This window comes from Mycobacterium sp. M26, assembly GCF_001494595.1.
GTDB lineage: Bacteria > Actinomycetota > Actinomycetes > Mycobacteriales > Mycobacteriaceae > Mycobacterium.
The window spans coordinates 752,780-769,276 of sequence record NZ_LN929907.1 but is presented as its reverse complement, the minus strand read 5'-3'; the positions used below and the strand labels follow the sequence as shown (position 1 = coordinate 769,276).

The following is a 16,497-nucleotide window of genomic DNA, read 5'->3' as shown; positions in this document are numbered from 1 at the left end:
GCAGTGGGTTCGCGGGAGCCACGCTAACAGCACTTGACAGTGACTCTCAAGTAGGGATTTACTCCGATTTAGGAATGTGAGCCCATCTAGCTATCGAGACATGGAGGTCCGACAATGCCGGTCAAGGTGCCACTCAAGGTGATTCAGTGGGCAACGGGTTCAGTCGGCCGGGCCGCCATCGAATGCATCCAGAACCACCCCGACCTGGAACTCGTCGGATGCTGGGTGCACTCTGCGGAGAAGAACGGGCGCGACGTCGGTGACCTGATCGGCACCGACCCGATCGGCGTGCACGCCACCAACGACATCGACGAGATCCTGGCTCTGGACGCCGACGCGGTGTTGTACGCACCGCTGTTCCCCGACGAGCAACAGGTCGAGGCACTGCTGCGGTCGGGCAAGAACGTGATCACCCCACTGGGCTGGTTCTATCCCCAGCCGTCGGGCACGGCGGCCCTCGAGCAGGCCTGCCGCGACGGCCACACCACGCTGCACGGCACCGGGATCGACCCGGGGGGCGTCACCGAGATCTTCCCGCTGATGATGACCGCGATGTCGTCATCGGTGACCTTCGTACGCGGCGAGGAGTTCTCCGACATCCGCAGCTATGACTCACCCGACGTGGTCCGCCACATCATGCTGTTCGGCGCCACCCCCGAGGAGGCCGCCAGCGGACCGATGCTCAGCCTGCTCGACGGCGGGTTCCGGCAGTCGGTCAACATGATCCTGGACGGCCTCGGCTTCGCCGACGCCCCCACCCGCCCGGAGATCCGCACCATCCAGGAATCCGCGGTGGCCACCGCGCCGATCGAATCGCCGATCGGGATCATTGAGCCGGGACTGGTTGCCGCACAACGCTTCCACTGGGAGGCAGTGCTCGGCGACGAAGTCGTGGTCCGGATCGGGGTGAACTGGCTGATGGGCCCCGACCATCTCGATCCGGACTGGTCGTTCGAGCCGGAGGGCCAGCGCTTCGAGATGGAGGTGCAGGGTGATCCGAGCTGTCAGGTCACCATCCACGGCTGGCATCCCGAATCGGTGGCCGCCGGCCTGCTGCGCAATGACGGCATCGTGGCCACCGCCGCGCACTGCGTGAACTCGATCCCGTACGCGTGCGGCGCCGCTCCCGGTATCCAGACCGCACTGGACCTGCCACTGGTCGCCGGGCGCGCCCACCCGAGATTGCTTGGCAGGATGGACCGATGACCGAACGCGTCCCCCTGCGCACCCGACAACGTGCCGCGCTGCTCGCCGACATCCGCCGCGCGGCCCTGCAGTTGTTCGCCGAGCACGGCTACGACGCGGTCACCACCGAGGACATCGCCGCCGCCGCCGGGGTGTCGACGAGCACCCTGTTCCGGCACGTCCCGACCAAGGAAAGCCTCCTGGTGGAACCGTTGCTGGAGAACATCTCCGGTGTGGTGGCCGCCTATGAGGCCCGCCCGTCAGCCGAACCGGCCGGCCGGGCCCTGGTGGCCGCGATGGTCGACGCGATGACCAACCCGAACAGCGATGACACCGGAACCTGGTTGACGGCCATCCGCAGCGCCCCGCAGCTGATCAGCCGGGTCACCCTCGTCCCGGCCCAGGACCGTGAGCAGCTCATCAAGCTCACCGCCGGGCGCCTGGGTGACACCGACCCGAGGGCGCTTCGCTCGGCATTGTTGGTCCACACCCTGCTGGCCGCCAGCGAGTACGTCTTCCAGCAGTGGATCGCCGGCGCGACACCGGCCGACACCCCGCTGCCCGACCAGATCAAGTCCGCCCTCACCATCGTCCTGTCCGGCACCTGGGAGTCCCGATGACCGCCATTCCACAAGCTCAGCGCCCCTTCAAGTTCGGGATCGAAGTCATCCCGTTCGGCACCCGCACCGAGTGGCGCGCGGCCGCACGCAGGGTTCAGGACCTCGGGTACGACGTGCTCCAGGTCCCCGATCATCTCGGCGCGCCCGCGCCGTTCGCCGCGCTGCTGACCGCCGCCGACGTCACCGAGATCACCCTGGGCACGTTCGTGATGAACGTCGGCTTCTACAAGCCCGCACTCCTGGCCCGCGACGTCGAGGCCGTCGCCCGGCTCACCGACGGCCGCCTGGAACTCGGGCTGGGCACCGGTTACGCCGAGCACGAGTTCGAGGCCGCCGAACTTCCCTTCCCCAGCGCCGGGCGCCGCGTCGACTACCTCGAGCACACCACCCACTACCTGGAAGGCAGCTTGCCCGATGTGCCGATCATGATCGCCGGCTCCGGTGACCGCGTGTTGACCTTGGCCGCACGGCATTCGGCGATCATCGGGTTCACCGGCGGCAAGCCGGGCAGCACCGCGGAGGACCCCTTGCTCGACCGCGTCGAGTTCGTCCGCGCCGCTGCGGGCGACCGCGCCGATGACCTGGAATTCAACCTCTGCATCACCGCCTGCCCGACGGATGATCACGGCAAGCCCGATCTCGGGCTCACCCGGGTCAACCTTCCGGACCTCTCCGAGGACGAGCTATTGGCGCTGCCCACCGTGCTGAAGGGCACCGTCGGTGACATGGCCGACCAACTGCGCGAGCAACGCGAACGCTATGGCATCAGTTACATCAGCGTCCAGCAGCACCATGCCGATCAGTTCGCCAAGGTGATCGCCGAACTACGCTGAGGCGCAACCAGACTCAGGTGAGCGTGACGACGCCGTCCTCCAGGCCGTAGTAGCCGGTGACCACCTTGAGCGCCCCCGAGGCGAGTGGCTTCGCCAGCTCGTGGGACTGCTTGATCTGGTCGCGGGACTGCTCGATATTGGCCACGATCGCGTTCTGCAGCAGATCGCCGGGCCGGGTCTCGGCGACGGCCACCGCGGGGGTGATCGCGGTGACCAGCGATTCCACCGCGCCGTGCGGGGCATTGAACGGCGGTTGCAGCGCTTCCAGCGTCGCCGACACCGCGCCGCAGTTCTGATGACCGAGCACCACGATCAGCGGGGTACCGAAATGTCCGACCGCGTACTCGATACTTCCCAGGCCGGCCGGTTCGACGATATTGCCCGCGACCCTGACGACAAAGAGGTCACCGAGGCCCTGGTCGAAGATGACTTCCGGAGGCAGCCGGGAGTCCGAACAGCTGAGCACCACGGCAAAAGGCTTCTGCGCCTTGGAAACCCGTAACCGGGTCTCGGCTCCTTGATCCGGATGCACCATATGCGACCCGGTGAACCGCAGATTGCCCTGGCGCAGAAGGTCCAGCGCCTCGTCCGGCCCTGAGATGGTGGGCTTCTCGGACTCGGCGGTGATCGGGATGTTCGCCGGCACGGTCACGGTGGTCGTGGTCGCCGTCTGGGTCGACGACCCGCAGGCGCTCAGTGCCGCCGCGGCCGCCGACGCCCCGGCCACCCCGAACCAGGCCCTCCTGGACAGTACGTTGCTCACCTTCGACACCCCTCTCGACCGGCTCCGCCATGAGGTTAGCGTGGCAAAGCCGGTACCGAGCGGTGATTTACCCCGCGAACGGCGCGCGAACCGTTGCCAGCAGGTGTTTCCGGTTGATCACCAGACCGACAACCGCCAGCACACCATACACTCCGCAAAGAATCATCCGGCCATGCGTCGAGGTGATCGGGAACTGAATCATGAACAGTGCCAACAACATCCACGCGGTATGCCGGTGGAAGCGCAGGGCCAAGATCAGGGCGATACCCATCATCGTCTGGGTCGCGGTCAGCAGCACCTCTTCGATCTGGCGGCCGTCGAGCACCAGCGCGGTTCCGCCACCGCCGGCCAGGTAGGCGATCGGCAGTGAGCCGACCAGCAGGGTCCATTGGTTGACCTTCGACGAGATCAGCGTCGCGATGGCCGCTGTGCCCTTCCCACGCGCGGCGAAGATGATCGCGATGATGAACTCCGGGGCCTCGGAGGCCAACGGCGCCAGCCACTGCACCAGTAGGAAGCGGTCCACGCCGAGCTGGGTGCCCGCGCCGATCATGCTCTCCGCGAACGGTTCTGCACACGCCAGGATGACGCCGGCCGCGATGACGAAAAGCGAGACGACGGTGATCCGGCGGGTCCGGTCGGGCAGCGCACCGACCGCGGCGGCGGTGCCGATCAGGTCGGGCTCCTCGACCTCCCCGCGGGTCAGCTTGTAGAGGTAGAAGCCGAACCAGGCCAGCAGGGCGATACCCAGGGTGAGGGTGATCCGGCCGGTGGCCGGGATGATGAAGGCCGCGACACCGGCGATGAGCAGGAAGCCGAGTTCGACGCGGTTGCCCGGATCGAGCATGAGGGTGGTGGTTTTCTTGCCGGTCACCCGCCGCGCGACGTACAGGCTGACCAGAACCACGATGGGCCAGCCGATGCCCATCAACAGCCGGTTGGATCCGGTCATATTGGCCGCGGCGTACTGGGTGTACTCGGCGTTCTGCCCGGCGGTGAAGGCGTAGTACAGGTCGACGGCGTACTCCGGAAGCACCGCGATGAGCGCAAGCACCGCGATCGCGAAGCCACCGGAGACGTCGATCTGCGCCGCCTCGGCCGCCCAGGCCAGCACGAAACTGGCCGCGACGACGGCGGCGCCGTAGATCGCCAACGACAGCACGGGGTTCAGGTGCAGACCGCCGAATCGGACCACCATCGCCGGCAGGATCAGGGCGGCTACGAGGAGGAAGGACCGCAGCAGCACGCTGCGAGGGGAGCGGATTTCGGTATCCCGATTGGCGGACAGGAGGCTGGTCATCACGGTTCCTCGGCTCAGGCGACCCGAGGTGACGCGCAGCGAGACTTCGGGTCGACACAAACATGTCGGCCGAAGGTCTCGCTCGCCGGACCAAAGACCCGGTGGATGACCGGGCGGCACTGCCGCCAGTATGTCGACCATCCGCTCTGCGACCCGAGGGCCGCCAGAGGAACTACTCCCCTTCGCTGTCCGTAAGGCTAGCCCAACCATCCCGGTCGAGCAACTTAGCAGGGCTATCAAAAAGTTGGCGCATAGAGCACGAAAGTCCTGATAAGGGCGCAGGAACTAAAGTGTTCGGCAACCCGTAACGTGCCGCTCTGCAAACTGCCCGGGATAGCAGCAAGCCCCGGCACGCCGTGGCGTCCGGGGCTTGCTGCTGGCGATCTAGTCCGCTTCGGCGAGGCGCTGCTTGAGCGCTTCGAACTCGTCCTTCACGCCCGTCGGCAGCTTCTCGCCGATGAACTCGAACCACTCTTCGATCTGCGGCAGCTCGGCGCGCCACTCGTCGGCGTTGACCTTCAGCGCATCCAGCACGTCGGCTTCCTCGACGTCCAGACCGGACAGGTCCAGGTCCTCGACGCGGGGGACGATGCCGATCGGGGTCGACGAACCGTTGGCCTTGCCCTCGACCCGCTCGACGATCCACTTGAGCACGCGGCTGTTCTCGCCGAAGCCCGGCCACAGGAAGCGGCCGTCATCGCCGCGGCGGAACCAGTTGACGAAGAAGATCTTCGGCATCTTGGACTCATCGGCGTTCTTGCCCAGGTCCAGCCAGTGCTGGCAGTAGTCGCCGGCGTTGTAGCCGAGGAACGGCAGCATGGCCATCGGGTCGCGACGGATCGCGCCGACCTTGCCCTCGGCGGCGGCGGTCTGCTCGCTGCCCAGGGTGGCGCCGATGAACACACCGTGCTGCCAGTCGCGAGCCTGCGTCACCAGCGGCACCGTGGTCTTGCGGCGGCCGCCGAACAGGATCGCCGAGATCGGCACGCCCTGCGGGTCGTCCCACTCGGGGGCCAGCGTGGGGCACTGCGACATCGGGGTGCAGTAGCGCGAGTTCGGATGGGCGGCCGGCGTGCCGGATTCCGGCGTCCAGTCGTTGCCCTTCCAGTCGATGAGGTGCTCGGGCTCGCCCTCGAGGCCCTCCCACCAGACGCCGCCCTCGTCGGTCATCGCGACGTTGGTGAAGACGGTGTTGCCGGCGGCGATGGTCTTCATCGCGTTCGGGTTGGAGCTCCAGTTAGTGCCGGGGGCGACGCCGAAGAAGCCGAACTCAGGGTTGACGGCGTAGAGCTGGCCGTCCTTGCCGAACCGCATCCAGGCGATGTCATCGCCCAGGGTCTCGGCACGCCAGCCCGGGATGGTCGGCTGCAGCATCGCGAGGTTGGTCTTACCGCACGCCGACGGGAAGGCCGCGGCGATGTAGTAGGCCTTGTTCTCCGGGGAGATCAGCTTGAGGATCAGCATGTGCTCGGCGAGCCAGCCCTCGTCGCGCGCCATCACCGAGGCGATGCGCAGCGAGTAGCACTTCTTGCCCAGCAGCGCGTTGCCGCCATAGCCCGAGCCGTAGCTCCAGATCTCGCGGGTCTCCGGGAAGTGCGAGATGTACTTGGTGTCATTGCACGGCCATGGCACATCGGCCTGGCCTGCCTCCAGCGGGGCGCCCAGGGAGTGCAGGGCCTTGACGAAGAAGCCGTCGTCACCCATCTTCTCCAGCGCCGCCTTGCCCATCCTGGTCATGGTGCGCATCGAGACCACCACGTACTCCGAGTCGGTGATCTCGACACCGAGCTTGGGGTCCTCGGCACCGAGCGGGCCCATGCAGAAGGGCACCACGTACATGGTGCGACCGCGCATGCACCCGCGGTACAGCTCGGTCATCAGGGCACGCATCTCGGCGGGCGCCATCCAGTTGTTGGTGGGCCCGGCGTCGATCTCACGCTCGGAGCAGATGAAGGTGCGGGACTCCACCCGGGCCACGTCGGACGGTTCCGAACGCGCCAGGTACGAGCTGGGCTCCTCGGAGTCGCTCAGCGGGATGAAGGTGCCGGCCTCGACGAGCTGCCGGGCCAGCCGCTGGTACTCCTCCTCGGAGCCGTCGGCGAACACCACTCTGTCGGGCTGTGTCAGTTCAGCGACTTCCTGGACCCAGGCCAACAGGCCCGCGTGCTTGGTCGGTGCAGTGTCCAGACCGGGAATGGTCGCTGAGGTCATTGGTATCTCCTGCGTAGGTTTCTTGCCAGGATGCAGGCCTTATGCCGCAAATAGCGGAGACTGTCGTCCCTGCAAGAAGGTTAACGCGGGTGAGATACCCGCGGTTAATCGGGATTATGTCCGATCACTCACAGGAACGATTCAGAAAGTCCCATATCAGTCATTTCATCGATTCAGTTCCACGCTCGGCGGCCAATTCGGCGGCGACGACGGCCGCGGCCTGCGTGATCACCGGCATCCGGCAGTCCCGTTCAGCGACGGCCTGAGCCCCCGCCAGAGCGTGCGCGCGGATCTCCCGGTCGATGGCCGCCACCGCCTTCTCCGCCGCGGCCGCCTCGTCGGCGTCGCGTTGCGCGGCGGCCGTGCTCAGTGCGGCCTCGGCCGCCAGCACCCGGGTGGCCACCCACTCCTCCATCGTCGCCCGCACCCCGGCGATCACCTCGCTCACCCATCGGTCGAGCACCGCCCGGTCGTGCAGCAAGCCGCGAATCCCGACCACCCACAGCGTCAGGACGATGCCGAGCAGCGCCGCGCCCACCGCGCCCGCGGCGGTCCACTGCGGGGCCAGCCCGGCGAAGAACCGGCTGACCGTGAGGGCGACACCGAGCCCGAACCCGGCACCGAGCACGGTCATCAGCCGCGCTTCCAGACGCCGCGACCGCAGCGGCGGATCGGACACCTCAACAACTGGCCGCGGACCTACCGGCACGTCGACCGGAAGGTCGAGTTCGCGGCCGACGTCGCCGAGGTCCCGGGTGATGCCGTCGTCGACGTCGTCGACCACCTCGGCAACCCGGGTGCGGACGTAGTCGACGAACGGGGCGCGCTGCCGACGGGTCAGCGACGCCGCATCCTCCTGCAACTCCGAGCGCACCGAGGTGCACCGGTTACGGGCGAAATAGCTCAGCTGCACCCGGGCCTGCTGTACCTGGGTACGCAGGGCGACGGCCCGTTCGGTCTTGTCCACCCGCCGCTGGCGCACCACGTCGGAGCGCTCGTCACGCAGCGCGGCCAGCCGTGATTCCCGGCCGACACCCTCGGCTGCCCGCTCGAGGCGATCACCCAGAGCCGACAAGCGACTAATCCAGGCGCGCAACCGATTTCGCCGATCCAGACTCGAATCGGCCAGCGCTTCGGAGACCGCGGCGACAAGGTCGTCGAGGACCGGTTCGCCGAGATCGGGGGCGGCGGCCACACCGGCCCACCGGATGTCGCGGTAGCGGGCGGCATGGTCGGCCAGCAGCGCGCGGTTGGTGTCGAGGACGTCGCGCCAGGTGCGGTGCACATCGATCTTGGTGACCACCCCGATCACCGTGTCGGTATTGGCGGCCGCGGCATCCAGCAGGTCGCCATCCGATCCGGAGAGCAGGGCGGTGGCCGAGACGACGAACACCACCGCGGCCGGGGCTTCGCCTGGACCGAGGTCGGCGGCTTCGACGAACGTGTGCGATGGCAGCCGACGGCGCAGGGCCTCGGCGACGCTGGTGGTGCCGGCCAGCCACGGCCCGGTGACGAGCACGGCGTCGCGGCGGGTGATGGCGGGTGCGGGCAGGTCCGGATCAATCGCCCACACCAGGGAGTCGACGTCGTCGCTCACGCCGGCGGCTCCGGGGCTTCATGTCGCCGGCCCGGCGGCTCCGGTACCCCGCCGGCCCGCTCCCACAACCGCAGCGAGCCACGGACGATGTCGGCGCCGCAGGCCTGATGCAGCCGGGACATCGGACCTCGGCTGTAGCGCTGCCAGGTCAACGCCCGCCGCAACAGGTCCGGCGCGGTGGTTGCCTCGCCCACCGTCACACCCTCGGCGGCCAGCACCGCCATGGCTGCATTCATCCGGGCGGTCACCACCACCTCGTCGCCCAGCTGGTCGACGGTCGTCGCGTCGACCAGACGCCGATAGCGACCGGCGGCCGCCAACCGGCCCACCGTCGCCAGCACCTCGTCGACCGCGCTGGCCCGCCGCAGCGCGACGCGCAGCCCGGCCGCATCGGCACCGGAGCGGACCGCGCGGACGGCGTGCGCGATGCCGAACAGATCCAGCGCAGCCAGCAGCCGGGTACGAACCTCCATGCTCAGCCGGTGGGTGCCCGTCACGAAACCGTCGGTGCTGGCCAGGTTGGCCGGTTCGGTGGTCAGCACCCGCAGCGCAGCCAGCATGTCGGCGTCCAGCACGGAGTCGTCGAGACCAGCCAGCGCCGACAACGCGGCCAACGGCAGCAGCGGTACCCCGATCGAGTCCCGCAGCCGCGCACAGTGCCGGGCCGCGGCGGCCATCGGGCCGTCGCCACCGAAGCCGGTCAGATCGGCTTTGTTGAGCACCGCCACGCACGGTCGATCCGGTGCCGTCAGCGCGGCCCGGTCCTCCGGTTTGAGCGTTTCGGTCAGCACGTAGACGTCGACATCAGGCCTCTGATCGGCGCGGATGACGTCCAGACCGGCCGCAGCCAGTACCTGCGCGACGGTCCGGCGGCCACAGCCGGGACGGCCGACGACAGCCACCCGCGCCGCCCCACCGTCAGTGCCCGCCATGCCGGTCATGGTGGCATCAGTGCGGCTATGGCGCGAGCCACTACCAGGGGAAGGCAACTGTTGGGTATCAATCTGCACCACGGTGCGGGTACACCCGTGTTCATGAGCGACGATGGACGGATGCATGCCCACGGTGGCTCCGCCACGCCCGAAACCCTCGGGCCGGCGCATGGTCATCGGCGAATCACGAGCTTCCGCAACCGGCGCTCGACGCTGACCGAGCCCCAGCAGGAACTGTGGGACAGACGCTGGTCAGACCTCGGCACGCAGGCCCGGCCCGGCGGGCAGGAGCGCAGCGACCCGGGGAATCGGCTCAGCGGCGACGAGCCCGCCGGCCTGCTCGACACCGCGGCCTGGTTCGGCCGTCAGGCGCCGGTCGTGCTGGAGATCGGCTGCGGAACGGGTACCTCAACGCTGGCAATGGCGCAGGACGAGCCCGATATCGATGTCGTGGCCGTTGAGGTCTATCGGCGCGGGCTGGCCCAGCTGCTCAGTGCGATCGACCGGCACCAGGTCACCAACATCAGACTCGTCCGCGGTGACGGTGTCGACGTCCTGGAGAACATGGTGGCGAGCGGGTCGCTGACCGGGGCGCGGGTGTTCTTTCCCGATCCGTGGCCGAAGTCACGCCACCACAAACGCCGGCTGCTCAAAGCCGAGACCGTGGCGCTGATCGCCGACCGGCTGCGCCCGGGCGGTGTCCTGCACGCGGCCACCGATCACGCCGGCTACGCCGAGCAGATCGCCGAAGTCGGCGACGCCGAACCTTTGCTGCGCCGCGCCACTGCGGACGAGGAACTCCCCATCTCGGTGCAGCGGCCGACCACCAAGTACGAGGGCAAGGCGCACGACGCGGGCAGTGCGGTCACCGAACTGATCTGGGTGCGACGCCCATGAGTGTGATGGAAGACACCGACCACGCTCCGGATGCGGACGTGCCACCCGAAGACGGCGACGAGACCACCCCGACCATCCGCCGGGTCCTGTTGGTGTGGGACGCCCCGAATCTCGACATGGGCCTGGGATCCATCCTGGGCGGGCGGCCGACGGCAGCGCACCGGCCGCGCTTCGACGCGCTGGGCCGCTGGCTACTGGGCCGCACCAGCGAGCTGGCCGCCGGTCAGCCCGAGATCTCGGTGGAACCCGAGGCCACAGTGTTCACCAACATCGCCCCTGGCAGCGCTGATGTTGTTCGCCCCTGGGTGGAGGCACTGCGTAACGTGGGCTTCGCGGTCTTCGCCAAGCCGAAGATCGACGAGGACAGCGACGTCGACAGTGACATGCTCGCCCACATCGCCCTGCGGCGCAGTGAGGGGCTGGCAGCCGTCCTGGTGGCCTCCGCCGACGGTCAGGCGTTCCGGACGCCGCTGGAAGACATCGCCCGCACCGGCATCCCGGTCTCCGTGCTCGGATTTCGCGAACATGCGAGCTGGGCATTAGCGTCGGATACCTTGGAGTTCGTCGACCTGGAGGACATTCCTGGTGTTTTCCGGGAGCCGCTGCCGCGAATCGGCCTAGATTCGCTACCAGAGCAAGGGGCGTGGCTACAGCCGTTCCGGCCGCTGTCCTCGCTATTGACATCGCGGGTCTGAGCAGGAGCACCCGATGCGCAGGTCGCAGAAGACTTAGTTAGGAGATTACGTGTTCGCCTGGTGGGGTCGAACTGTGTATCGCTATCGATACATCGTGATCGCAGTCATGGTCGCGCTGTGCGTCGGCGGCGGCATCTACGGTGCCAGCCTCGGCAAGCACGTCACGCAGAGCGGGTTCTACGACGAGGGCAGTCAGTCGGTGAAGGCCTCGCTGATCGCCGACGCGGCCTACGGCCGTGACACCTCCGGCCACATCGTGGCCATCTACACCGCGCCCGACGGCAAGACCGTCGACGATCCGGCATTCAAGAAGAAGATCCTCGACAACCTCGCTCAGGTCGAAAAGGACCACCCGGACGAGATCCTGCGGTCGATCGGCTACTTCAAGAACCCCGAGCTGCTGACCACGATGGCCGACGCGGACAAGAAGCACGCGTTCATGTCGATCCAGCTCAAGGGCAACGACGACGACACGATTCTGAACAACTACAAGAAGGTCGACAAGGACTTCTTCATCGACGGCGTCGACGTCAAACTCGCCGGCCTGCAGCCGTTGGCCTCCGAACTGACCGGAACCATCGGTGAGGACCAGCAGCGCGCCGAGGTGGCCGCCATCCCGCTGGTGGCGGTTCTGCTCTTCTTCGTGTTCGGCGGCGTGGTCGCCGCCAGCCTCCCCGCGATCATCGGTGGCCTGTCGATCCTCGGTGCCCTCGGCATCATGCGGATCATCGCCGACTTCACCCCGGTGCACTTCTTCGCCCAACCCGTGGTGACGCTGATCGGCCTCGGTATCGCCATCGACTACGGCCTGTTCATCGTCAGCCGGTTCCGAGAAGAGATCGCCGAGGGCTACGACACCGAGACCGCGATCCGCCGCACGATGATGACGTCGGGACGCACGGTGGTGTTCTCGGCGGTGATCATCGTTGCCTCGTCGCTGCCGCTGCTGCTGTTCCCGCAGGGCTTCCTGAAGTCGATCACCTACGCGATCATCGCCTCGGTGATGCTGGCGGCCATCCTGTCGATCACCGTGCTGGCCGCGATCCTGGCCATCCTCGGCCCCAACGTCGACGCGCTCGGCGTGCGCACCCTGCTGCGGGTGCCGTTCCTGCGCAACTGGACGTTCTCCCGCCGGATCATCGACTGGTTCGCCGAGAAGACCCAGAAGACCAAGACCCGCGAAGAAGTCGAGAACGGATTCTGGGGCAAGCTCGTCAACCGGGTGATGAAGCGGCCGATCCTGTTCGCCGCCCCGATCGTCATCTTCATGATCGTGCTGATCATCCCGCTCGGAAAGCTGTCGCTCGGCGGCATCAGCGAGAAGTACCTACCGCCGGACAACCAGGTCCGCCAAGCCCAGGAAGAGTTCGACAAGATCTTCCCCGGCTTCCGCACCGAGCCCATCACGCTCGTGATGAAGAGCACCGACGGCGAGCCCGTCACCGATCAGCAGGTCGCCGAGATCCGCAACCGGGCCATGTCGGTCAGCGGGTTCACCGACCCCGACAATAACCCTGACGCGATGTGGAAGGAGCGGTCGTACCTCGACGGCGCCTCCAAAGACCCGACGGTCCGGGTGATACAGAACGGCCTAATCAACCGCAACGACGCCAGCAAGAAGATCGGTGAGCTACGCGCGATCACGCCACCGAAGGGCGTCACTCTCTACGTCGGCGGCACCCCGGCACTCGAGCAGGACAGTATCCACAGCCTGTTCGACAAACTGCCACTGATGGTGGTGTTACTGATCACCACCACCACGATCCTGATGTTCCTGGCATTCGGATCGCTGGTGCTGCCGATCAAGGCCGCGTTGATGAGTGCGCTCACGCTCGGCTCGACCATGGGCGTGCTGACGTGGATGTTCGTCGACGGGCATGGCTCCGGGCTGATGAACTACACACCACAGCCGCTGATGGCGCCGATGATCGGCCTGATCATCGCGGTCATCTACGGTCTGTCCACCGACTACGAGGTGTTCCTGGTATCCCGCATGGTGGAGGCCCGCGAACGCGGGATGTCCACCACCGAGGCCATCCGGATCGGTACGGCCACCACCGGCCGGCTGATCACCGCCGCGGCGCTGGTGCTGGCCGTGGTGGCGGGCGCGTTCGTGTTCTCCGACCTGGTGATGATGAAGTACCTGGCGTTCGGCCTGCTCATCGCACTGCTGCTGGACGCGACCATCGTCCGGATGTTCCTGGTGCCGGCCATCATGAAGCTGCTCGGCGACGACTGCTGGTGGGCGCCGCGCTGGATGAAGCGCCTGCAGAACAAGATCGGCCTGGGTGAGACCCACCTGCCCGACGAGCGCAAGCGTCCCGTCGTGCGGGAGCCGGCCGAGGCCCTGGTCGGGGCGGGCGCACCGGTGCCCGCACGCCCGGCCCCCGATCCCACCCATCCCGAGGCCCGCCCGGCTCCGCGCGGCGCGTAGTGGGCCGTGCCGAGTACCAAGCCCCGCCGGTGCCGCAGGAGCCGCCGTCGGCCGCCGGTACCGCCCGGTTGGCTGACCCGCAGGTGCCGGCCAACGAGGCGCCGACCACCAGGTTCGCGGTGGCCAAGAACGCGGTGCGTAATGCGGTGAATAACGCCTCCGCGGCGGCCCGTTCCAGCCGGCCCACACCGCCGACCCCCGATCGCGAGATCGAGTCGTGGCTGGGTGAACTGCGCGGCAAGACTCCGCCGGCGCCGGCGGCGCCGCAGCCGTCGGCCGAGCCGACCCGCGCCATGACGCCGCCCGAGGATGCCACCACGGCCATCCCGCGCGACGCCGAGGCTGCCGACGACGTTCCCGCGTCGATCTCGGCGGAGGAGACCCGGGCGATCCCGATCAGCCGGCCCGACTCGGGTGACTCCGAGGTGGCCACCGAGCAGCTCAATGCTCGCGGCAAGAAGGACAGCGAGGAGCGTCCCCGCCGCGGCGGTGGCGTCAGCGCCGCGGACCTGCTACGCCGCGAAGGCCGCCTCTAGTTGAGACCGCACTGAGAGCGAAGATCCACGCCGAATTTCGCTCTCAGTACTGTCTCAATGCTGGCCGGGGTCAGTGCGTCGGCTTCGGCGGCACTTCGTCGGGTTCGGCCGCGATGACCACCGCGTCGTCGACGTCCTCGAGCTCGGCGGCTTCCTGCGCGGGATCGTCGGCGACCAACACCCGGATGGCGCTGTTGAGGAAGGCCAGCAACGGCACCGCGAGTAGGGCGCCGACGATGCCGGCGAGCACACCGCCTGCGGTGATGGCCAGCACGATGGCCAGCGGATGGATGGCCACGGCGCGGCCCATCACGAACGGCTGCAGAATGTGGGCCTCCAGCTGCTGGACCGCGACGATCAGCCCGAGCGTGATGAGCGCGTAGACGAAGCCTTTGGCCAGCAGCGCGACGATCACGGCCAGCAGACCGCTGACCACCGCACCGACCAGCGGAATGAAGGCGCCCAGGAACACCAGCGAGGCCAGCGGCAGCGCCAGCGGCACACCCATGATGGCAAGGCCGGTGCCGATACCGACGGCATCGACCAGCGCGACCAGGAAGGTGGCCCGGACGTAGCCGATCAGCGAGCCGAACCCGGCCTTACCTGCGGCGCGGACCCGTCCGCGAGTTCCCCGGGGCACGATCCGGGTGACGAACTCGTAGATGTTGCGGCCGCCGTGCAGCAGGAAGATCAGGGTGAACAGCACCAGGAACGCGCCGGTGATAATCTCGGTCAGGGTGGCCGCGGTGGACAGCGCCCCGGTGGTCAGCTTCTCCTGGTTGTCGCGCAACGCTTTGATCGCGGTGTTGCCAGCGTTGTCGATCTGTTCCCGGCTCAGATGCGCAGGGCCCTCGATGAGCCAGTTGCGCAAGCTGTCGATACTGCGGGTGACCTGTTCGACCAAGCTGGGTAGGCCCGAAACGAATTGGCTGACAACGAAAGTCAGGATTCCGCCGAACACCCCGAAGCCACCGAGGATCACCAGCGCCACCGCACCTCCGCGCGGCGCGCCACGGCGGTCCAGCCAGTCCACCGCCGGCAGCATCAGCGCGGCCACCATGGTGGCCAGGGCCACCGGCACGATGATCACCTGGAGTTTGGCCACCAGCCACAGCAGCACCGCGGCCACGCCGGCGATCGCCAACAGGCGCCACGACCAGGCGGCGGCCTTGCGGATCAGCGGGTCAACCGCGTCGTCATCTGAGGTTGGGCTTGCCGGCATCGGGTCAGCCTAACCAGAAGCCGACACGCGGCGAAGACCGTCGACGGCATCGTCCGCCGTTACCCTGAAGCACGTGTCCTACGACGCGCCGGTCGACGCCGCCCGCGAGGAACACGAACCCCCGGCACGCGGGAAGTGGTGGTGGGTCCGCTGGGCGGTGATCGGCCTCGCTCTGCTCGTCCTGGCCGTCGAAGCGTCCCTGGTGTGGGACCAACTGGCCAAGGCGTGGATGAGTCTGCTGTCGGCCAACTGGTGGTGGGTGCTGGCCTCGGTCGCGGCCGCGGTGTTGTCGATGCACAGTTTCGCCCAGATTCAGCGCACCCTGCTGCGCTCGGCCGGGGTGATCGTGCACCAGTGGCGCTCGGAGGCGGCGTTCTACGCGGGCAACGCGCTGAGCACCACCATGCCCGGCGGCCCGGTGCTCTCGGCGACGTTCGTCTACCGCCAGCAGCGGTCCTGGGGCGCCTCACCGGTGGTGGCCTCCTGGCAGCTGGTGATGTCGGGTGCACTGCAGGTGGTCGGCCTGGCTCTACTCGGCCTCGGCGGCGCATTTCTGTTGGGCGCCAAGAACAATCCGTTCTCGCTGCTGTTCACCCTCGGCGGGTTCGTCGCGCTGCTGTTGCTCGCCCAGGCGGTGGCGACGCGACCCGAACTGATCGACGGGATCGGTGTTCGGGTCCTGGGCTGGGTGAACTCGGCACGCGGCAAGCCGCCGGAGACAGGTCTGCGCAAGTGGCGCGAGACGCTGGCGCAGCTGGAATCGGTGAGCCTGAACCGCCGCGAGCTCGGGGTGGCGTTCAGCTGGTCGCTGTTCAACTGGGTGGCTGATGTCGCCTGCCTGGCGTTCGCCGCCTATGCCGCCGGCGGCACACCCTCGCTGGCCGGTCTGACGGTGGCCTACGCGGCGGCCCGCGCGGTCGGCTCGATCCCGCTGATGCCGGGCGGCCTGCTCGTGGTGGAAGCCGTCCTGGTGCCGGGTTTGGTCTCGAGCGGGATGACGCTGCCCGACGCCATCTCCGCGATGCTGATCTACCGCCTGGTCAGCTGGATCTTCATCTCAGCCATCGGCTGGGTGGTGTTCTTCTTCATGTTCCGCACCGAAGGGGCGCTGGATCCCGACGCGGTGGTCGACGAACTCGCCGGCGAGGATGACCCCGCGGATCAGGGTCGGCTCACCGACCCGGCCGACACCGCGCTGCAGGGGCCGCTGCCACCGCCGGATCCCGGCCACGAAGACGACCGTCATCGCTGAGCGCGACTGTGATTGGATTC

General features: G+C 67.9%; 11 protein-coding genes and 2 pseudogenes. 7 read left to right on the top strand and 6 right to left on the bottom strand.

What is annotated here, in order from left to right; genetic code table 11:
* Window positions 1-114 precede the first annotated feature (114 nt).
* The 3 genes from BN3385_RS03765 to BN3385_RS03755 are packed head-to-tail and all read left to right on the top strand — an operon-like array spanning window position 115 to window position 2,638.
* A complete protein-coding gene (locus BN3385_RS03765) occupies window positions 115-1,206 on the top strand; it encodes a dihydrodipicolinate reductase (protein WP_156432538.1) in 1,092 nt (363 codons plus the stop codon).
* Window positions 1,203-1,805: a TetR/AcrR family transcriptional regulator gene (locus tag BN3385_RS03760; RefSeq protein WP_059015153.1), complete on the top strand. Its 603-nt coding sequence runs from the start codon at window positions 1,203-1,205 to the stop codon at window positions 1,803-1,805. Before BN3385_RS03765 ends, BN3385_RS03760 begins: the two co-directional genes overlap by 4 nt.
* On the top strand, window positions 1,802-2,638 hold the full coding sequence (locus tag BN3385_RS03755) for a TIGR03621 family F420-dependent LLM class oxidoreductase (RefSeq protein WP_059015152.1): 837 nt from the start codon (window positions 1,802-1,804) through the stop codon (window positions 2,636-2,638). Before BN3385_RS03760 ends, BN3385_RS03755 begins: the two co-directional genes overlap by 4 nt.
* Window positions 2,639-2,651: 13 nt before the next feature.
* Here the strand turns inward: BN3385_RS03755 and BN3385_RS03750 are convergent, their stop codons facing one another.
* From BN3385_RS03750 to BN3385_RS03730, 5 genes are all read right to left on the bottom strand, one after another.
* Window positions 2,652-3,401 (bottom strand): carbonic anhydrase, encoded by a 750-nt coding sequence (locus BN3385_RS03750; protein WP_059016362.1) that lies wholly within the window; start codon window positions 3,399-3,401, stop codon window positions 2,652-2,654.
* Window positions 3,402-3,468: 67 nt separating this feature from the next.
* Window positions 3,469-4,701, bottom strand: a complete 1,233-nt coding sequence (locus BN3385_RS03745) for a calcium:cation antiporter family protein (protein ID WP_059015150.1) — start codon at window positions 4,699-4,701, stop codon at window positions 3,469-3,471.
* Window positions 4,702-5,085: 384 nt separating this feature from the next.
* Window positions 5,086-6,912 carry a phosphoenolpyruvate carboxykinase (GTP) gene (locus BN3385_RS03740; RefSeq protein WP_059015148.1) on the bottom strand — a complete coding sequence of 609 codons (1,827 nt, stop codon included), beginning with the start codon at window positions 6,910-6,912 and terminating at the stop codon, window positions 5,086-5,088.
* A gap of 160 nt (window positions 6,913-7,072) precedes the next feature.
* Window positions 7,073-8,509, bottom strand: a complete 1,437-nt coding sequence (locus BN3385_RS03735; RefSeq protein ID WP_059015146.1) for a hypothetical protein — start codon at window positions 8,507-8,509, stop codon at window positions 7,073-7,075.
* The gene (locus BN3385_RS03730; protein WP_197415115.1) at window positions 8,506-9,441 is read right to left on the bottom strand and encodes a hypothetical protein; all 936 of its coding nucleotides are present in this window, start codon (window positions 9,439-9,441) and stop codon (window positions 8,506-8,508) included. Before BN3385_RS03730 ends, BN3385_RS03735 begins: the two co-directional genes overlap by 4 nt.
* Before the next feature lie 102 nt (window positions 9,442-9,543).
* Between BN3385_RS03730 and trmB the strand changes: the two genes are divergently transcribed.
* The 3 genes and pseudogenes from trmB to mmpL3 all read left to right on the top strand — a co-directional run bounded on the left by trmB (window position 9,544) and on the right by mmpL3 (window position 14,003).
* Window positions 9,544-10,338, top strand: coding sequence for a tRNA (guanosine(46)-N7)-methyltransferase TrmB (trmB, locus tag BN3385_RS03725; protein WP_059016360.1), 795 nt, complete (start codon window positions 9,544-9,546; stop codon window positions 10,336-10,338).
* The gene (locus tag BN3385_RS03720; protein WP_156432536.1) at window positions 10,335-11,033 is read left to right on the top strand and encodes an NYN domain-containing protein; all 699 of its coding nucleotides are present in this window, start codon (window positions 10,335-10,337) and stop codon (window positions 11,031-11,033) included. Before trmB ends, BN3385_RS03720 begins: the two co-directional genes overlap by 4 nt.
* A 49-nt stretch (window positions 11,034-11,082) precedes the next feature.
* Window positions 11,083-14,003: pseudogene (gene mmpL3, locus BN3385_RS03715) on the top strand (trehalose monomycolate exporter MmpL3).
* A 70-nt stretch (window positions 14,004-14,073) separates the two neighbouring features.
* Here mmpL3 and BN3385_RS03710 read toward each other — a convergent pair.
* Entirely contained in the window at window positions 14,074-15,225 is a 1,152-nt protein-coding gene (locus BN3385_RS03710) for an AI-2E family transporter (protein WP_059015142.1), read from the bottom strand.
* Window positions 15,226-15,302: 77 nt separating this feature from the next.
* On the opposite strand from BN3385_RS03710, the pseudogene BN3385_RS03705 reads away from it, so the two are divergent.
* Window positions 15,303-16,477, top strand: a pseudogene (locus tag BN3385_RS03705) (lysylphosphatidylglycerol synthase transmembrane domain-containing protein); the annotation flags it as partial.
* Between the last annotated feature and the right edge of the window lie 20 nt (window positions 16,478-16,497).